Consider the following 5,118-nt stretch of genomic DNA (forward strand, 5'->3'; position numbering starts at 1 on the left):
GACCGCTCGGTGCTTCGCATGCGCTTCGTCGACGAGCTGACCCAGTCGGCGATGGCCGAGCAGCTCGCGATCACCCAGCCTCAGGTGTCCCGACTGGTCCAGCGCATCCTGGCGGAGCTTCGTGACCTCATGGTCGAACCCGACGCGTCGCTCCCCCAGAGCGCCTGACCTCTCCTCGTCTCGCCTCCGTCGTGGGGTGGGTGCGCGTCAGGTGAGGCCGTCGAGCCAGGGGGCGACGACGAACGCGGTGGGCAGCACGACGACACCGACGGCGACGAGCGTGACGAGCGCGGCCTGGACCGGGCGGGGCGGGGCGGCGAGCAGGTCGATCCGGTCGACGAGCTCTCGGCCCGACCCCGAGGCCGCGAGGCCGGCGCTCGGAGCCGGCGCTCCGGCGAGGCCGACCAGCGCCCGGGCCAGGGGCTGGACGCCGGCCTCGCGTGCGGCCGTCCTGTCCGCGAGCACCTCGACCAGCGTCCGCACCTCCCGCAGCGCGGCGGCGGACGACACCCAGCGCGGGAAGGCGCGGTGCAGCACGGAGAACGCCTCCAGGACCAGGTCGTGGCGCGCGCGCAGGTGGGCGCGTTCGTGGGCCAGCACCGCGCCGAGCTCGTCGGTCCCGAGCCGGTCGAGCGCGCCTTGGGAGACGACCACGCGCGACGACTTCAGCGCCGGCACGCAGTAGGCGAGGGGCTGCTCCGTCTCCAGCACCGTCAGGCGACCGCGCCGCTGCGTGACGAGGTCGAGCTGCTCGCGATGGTGTCGGCGCACGGCACGCAGCGACGTACCGACCCGATGGCCCGACAGTCCCAGCCGCGCCGTGACCACCGCCGTCACGACCAGCGCCAGCGCGGCCGGTGAGCCCCACCCCTGGGACGTCGCCAGCGACAGTCCCGCCCCCAGCGCGGAGAGAACGGCGGCCAGGGCCACCCCCTGCCACAGCAGCATCGTGGCGGCGGGACTACGTCGCAGCCAGGGCGCCCGAGCGAGGAGGGCCGGCAGCGGCCCGGCCAGCAGCACGCCGAGCACCGCCAGCGCCCAGGGAGTCGGGGCCACCGGAGCTTCTCAGGCGCCTTCGAGTCGGGCCAGCGCGTCGCGCAGCGCGGCGACGTCTGCGACCGAGGCGTCCCCGACGAAGGCGACCAGTGCCGACTGGCGATCGTGGGTGCTGAAGTCGTCGAGGGTCTGGTTCAACAGCTCGGCGACCATCTCGCCCCGGCTTGCGCGCGGCCGGTAGAGGTAGGCGCGACCGTCCTTGCGCTGGATGACCTGCCCCTTGCGGCTGAGCCGGTCCATGACCGTCATCACCGTCGTGTAGGCCACGTCGCGGCTGGGCGTGAGCACGGCATGCACCTCGCGAACAGTCAGCCAGACCCCGGGCTCGGCATCCCACAACACGTCGAGGACGGCTCGCTCCAGATCTCCGTACGGCATGGTCCAAGTGTACCTACGGCCCAGCGCGTACTACTGTCCGTAGTAGACAAGACAACGCGTCGCACACAGGAGCAGGCCCATGGACGTCCTCGACATCGCACGGATCCAGTTCGGCGTGATCACGGTCTATCACTTCCTCTTCGTCCCGCTCACGATCGGCGGCACCGCCCTCGTCGCGCTCCTCGAGACGCTCTGGCTGCGCACCCACAACCCCGACTACCTCCGGCTCACGAAGTTCTTCGGCAAGCTGCTGCTGATCAACTTCGCGATCGGCGTGGTCACCGGCATCGTGCAGGAGTTCCAGTTCGGGATGAACTGGTCGGACTACTCCCGCTTCGTCGGTGACGTCTTCGGCGCCCCGCTGGCCATCGAGGGGCTGCTCGCGTTCTTCCTCGAGTCGACGTTCCTGGGCCTGTGGATCTTCGGCTGGGACAAGCTCCCGCGCGGCCTGCACAACGCGTGCATGTGGATCGTCCACCTCGGCACTCTCGCGTCGAGCTGGTTCATCCTGGCCGCCAACTCGTGGATGCAGAACCCCGTCGGCTACCGCTTCAACCCCGACTCGGGTCGCGCCGAGCTGACCGACTTCGCCGCGGTGATGTTCAACAAGGTGCAGCTCGTGACCTTCCCGCACGTGGTCCTGGCGGCGTACATGACCGCCGGCGCGGCCATGGCGGGCGTCAGCGTCTGGTTGTTCGTACGCCGCAGCGCGGACCACGATCTCTACCGCAGGACCATCCGCCTCGGCGCCGCCGTCACGCTGCTCGCCGGCCTCGGCGTCGCGGTCAGCGGCGACGTGCAGGGCAAGATCATGACGGAGGTCCAGCCGATGAAGATGGCCGCGGCCGAGGGCCTCTACGAGACCTCGGGCAGCTGCGCGCCCTTCTCGCTGTTCACCGTCGGCACCCCCGACGGCACGCAGGAGAAGTTCTCCGTCACCGTGCCGTGCCTGCTGTCCTTCCTCGGCACCGGCTCCGTCGACGGCGAGGTGCAGGGCATCAACGACCTGCGTGCGACCTATCGCGAGGAGTACGGCGCCGACCCGGGGGCGACCTACTACACGCCCGGCGACTACACGCCGGTCATCCCCATCACCTACTGGACGTTCCGCTTCATGATCGGCATGGGGCTGCTCGCCGCGGCTGGTTCGGCACTGTTGCTCTGGGTGACCCGCCGTGGCCGCACCCCGAGCGCTCGCTGGCTCGGCACGCTCGGGATCGGGCTGCCGCTGGCGCTGCTGGCCAGCAACTCGTTCGGCTGGATCTTCACCGAGATGGGCCGCCAGCCCTGGGCCGTCTTCGGCGTGATGACCACCGAGCGGGCCGTCTCGCCCGGGGTCTCGGTGTTCGAGGCGGCCACCTCGCTGATCGTGCTCACCCTCGTCTACGCCGTGCTGGCCGTGATCGAGGTGCGCCTCATCATGAGCGCCGTCGCCGCCGGCGCCGAGCCCTTCCTCGAGCCTCCGGACCCGGGCCGGGGCGGCACCGACGACCCCGTGGACGACGACGCGCCGCTCGCGTTCGCCTACTGAGCTCGAGAAGGAGACCCCCATGGAACTCACCACCATCTGGTTCGTCGTCATCGCCTTCCTCTGGATCGGCTACTTCGCCCTCGAGGGCTTCGACTTCGGCGTCGGCATGCTGCTGCCCGTGCTCGCCAGGAACGACACCGAGCGCCGGGTGATGATCAACACCATCGGCCCCGTCTGGGACGGCAACGAGGTGTGGCTACTGGTCGCCGGCGGCGCCACGTTCGCGGCCTTCCCGCACTGGTACGCCACGCTCTTCAGCGGCTTCTACCTGCCGCTGCTGCTGATTCTGGTCGCCCTGATCGCCCGCGGCGTGGCGTTCGAGTACCGGCACAAGCGGCACGACGCCCAGTGGCAGTCGCGCTGGGACATGGCCATCGTGGTCGGGTCGCTGGTCCCCGCCCTGCTCTGGGGCGTCGCCTTCGCCAACATCCTGGCCGGCGTGCCGATCGACGCCGACATGGAGTTCACCGGCAGCCTGCTCACCCTCCTCAACCCGTTCGGGCTGCTCGGCGGGTTGGTCACGTTGACGCTCTTCATCACCCACGGCGCCACCTTCATCGCACTCAAGACGGTCGGCGACATCCGGGTCCGGGCCCGGGCCCTCGCCTGGAAGAGCGGCCTCGTCGCCGCGGTCCTGGCCGTGGTCTTCCTCGTGTGGCTGCAGGTCCAGACGGGCACCGTCGCCTCCGCCGTGGTCTTCGCGCTCGCGGCGCTGCTGCTGCTGGCAGGGGTCGCTGCGGCGTACGTCGGTCGCGAGGGCGTGTCCTTCGCCGGCACCTTCGGGGCGATCGCCCTGGCCGTGGCGGGCATGTTCGTGGCCCTGTTCCCCGACGTGATGCCGTCCTCGACGGACGTGGCCAACAGCTTGACCACGACCAACGCGGCGGCGACGTCCTACTCGCTGAGGATCATGACGTGGGTGGCGGCGATCTTCACGCCGCTGGTGCTGGGCTACCAGACCTGGACCTACTGGGTCTTCCGCCGGCGGATCGGCACCCACCACATCCCGACCGCCGAGCTCGCGTCACGATGAAACCGCTCGACCCGGCGCTGCGACAGCACCTGGCGCCAGCCCGCGGGCCGCTGGTCGTCGCAACCGGCGCCAGTGTCGTGGGCGGGGTGCTGCTGATCGGCCAGGCCTTCGCCGTGGCGAGCCTGATCGTGGACGTGGCTCGGGGTGAGTCCGTGACGACGGCCGCGGCCTGGACGGTCGCCGTCTTCGTGGCGCGCGGGGTCCTGGGCCTGGTCGTCGACCTCGCCACGGCGCGCGCGGCCGGCTCGGTCTCGACCGCCCTGCGCGAGCGAGTGCTACGGGCCAGCCTCGGGGACCGGCGCAGGACCGGCGAGCTGGCTGTGCTGCTCACACGAGGACTGGCGGCGACCGAGCCGTGGTTCACCCGCTACCTGCCGGCGCTGGTCGTCGCCTGCGCCGTACCCCTCCTGACCGTCGTCTCGATCGTATGGCTCGACCCGCTCAGCGGGCTGATCGTGGCGCTGACGGTGCCGCTGGTGCCGGTCTTCGCGGCCCTGGTCGGGATGACGACCCGTGACCGCGCGCAGCGGCAGTGGCGGCTGCTGCAGTCGCTCTCGGGACACTTCCTCGACGTCGTGCGTGGTCTGCCGACGCTGGTCGCGCACCGGCGGGCCGTCGCGCAGGTCGACACGATCCGCTCGGTCACGCACCGGCACCGGCTCGCGAGCCTGGCCACCCTGCGGCTGGCCTTCGCCTCGTCGGTCGTGCTCGAGCTGCTCGCCACCATCTCGGTCGCGCTGGTGGCGGTGTGCGTCGGACTCCGCCTCGCGGCCGGGACCCTGGACTTCCACACCGCGCTCGTGGTGCTGCTGCTCGCCCCCGAGGCCTACTGGCCGATGCGCCGCGTCGGGGCGGAGTTCCACGCGGCGGCCGAGGGCGCGGCCGCGTTCGCGGGGGTGGACCTAGCCCTCGACCACAGACCGGCTCCCGGCGTCGTCGTCACGCACGACGACGCCGGAGTCGTGCTCGACGACCTCACCCTCGACTGGGGCGGCACGCCAGTAGTGGTCGGCCTGAGCGCGCGCTTCGGCATCGGGCTCACCGCCGTCGTCGGGCCGTCCGGCTGCGGCAAGTCCACCCTGCTGGCGGCCATCGCCGGCGAGCTGGTCCCGACCGGGGG

General features: G+C 71.4%; 6 protein-coding genes. 4 read left to right on the plus strand and 2 right to left on the minus strand.

The genetic code is table 11. The features are described from left to right. Window positions 1-9 precede the first annotated feature (9 nt). Window positions 10-168: a sigma factor-like helix-turn-helix DNA-binding protein gene (locus RMO85_RS19685; protein WP_397204132.1), complete on the plus strand. Its 159-nt coding sequence runs from the start codon at window positions 10-12 to the stop codon at window positions 166-168. Between the two features lie 39 nt (window positions 169-207). On the opposite strand, the gene RMO85_RS16175 is transcribed toward RMO85_RS19685, so the two are convergent. Together RMO85_RS16175 and RMO85_RS16180 are read right to left on the minus strand one after the other, a co-directional pair. Then, complete coding sequence (locus RMO85_RS16175) at window positions 208-1,056, minus strand: M56 family metallopeptidase (RefSeq protein ID WP_310529748.1); 849 nt, start codon at window positions 1,054-1,056, stop codon at window positions 208-210. Window positions 1,057-1,065: 9 nt separating this feature from the next. Beyond that, complete coding sequence (locus RMO85_RS16180; protein ID WP_310529749.1) at window positions 1,066-1,434, minus strand: BlaI/MecI/CopY family transcriptional regulator; 369 nt, start codon at window positions 1,432-1,434, stop codon at window positions 1,066-1,068. Between the two features lie 79 nt (window positions 1,435-1,513). Here RMO85_RS16180 and RMO85_RS16185 point away from each other — a divergent pair, with 79 nt between their 5' ends. The 3 genes from RMO85_RS16185 to RMO85_RS16195 form a co-directional block, all read left to right on the plus strand. After that, the gene (locus tag RMO85_RS16185) at window positions 1,514-2,965 is read left to right on the plus strand and encodes a cytochrome ubiquinol oxidase subunit I (RefSeq protein WP_310529750.1); all 1,452 of its coding nucleotides are present in this window, start codon (window positions 1,514-1,516) and stop codon (window positions 2,963-2,965) included. 19 nt (window positions 2,966-2,984) lie between these two features. After that, entirely contained in the window at window positions 2,985-3,998 is a 1,014-nt protein-coding gene (gene cydB, locus RMO85_RS16190; protein WP_310529751.1) for a cytochrome d ubiquinol oxidase subunit II, read from the plus strand. Continuing rightward, window positions 3,995-5,118: ABC transporter transmembrane domain-containing protein (locus RMO85_RS16195; RefSeq protein WP_310529752.1), on the plus strand; the 1,124-nt coding region annotated here is incomplete at its 3' end. The genes cydB and RMO85_RS16195, both read left to right, overlap by 4 nt.

The organism is Nocardioides sp. (assembly GCF_031422975.1).
In the GTDB taxonomy this organism is placed as follows: Bacteria; Actinomycetota; Actinomycetes; order Propionibacteriales; family Nocardioidaceae; genus Nocardioides.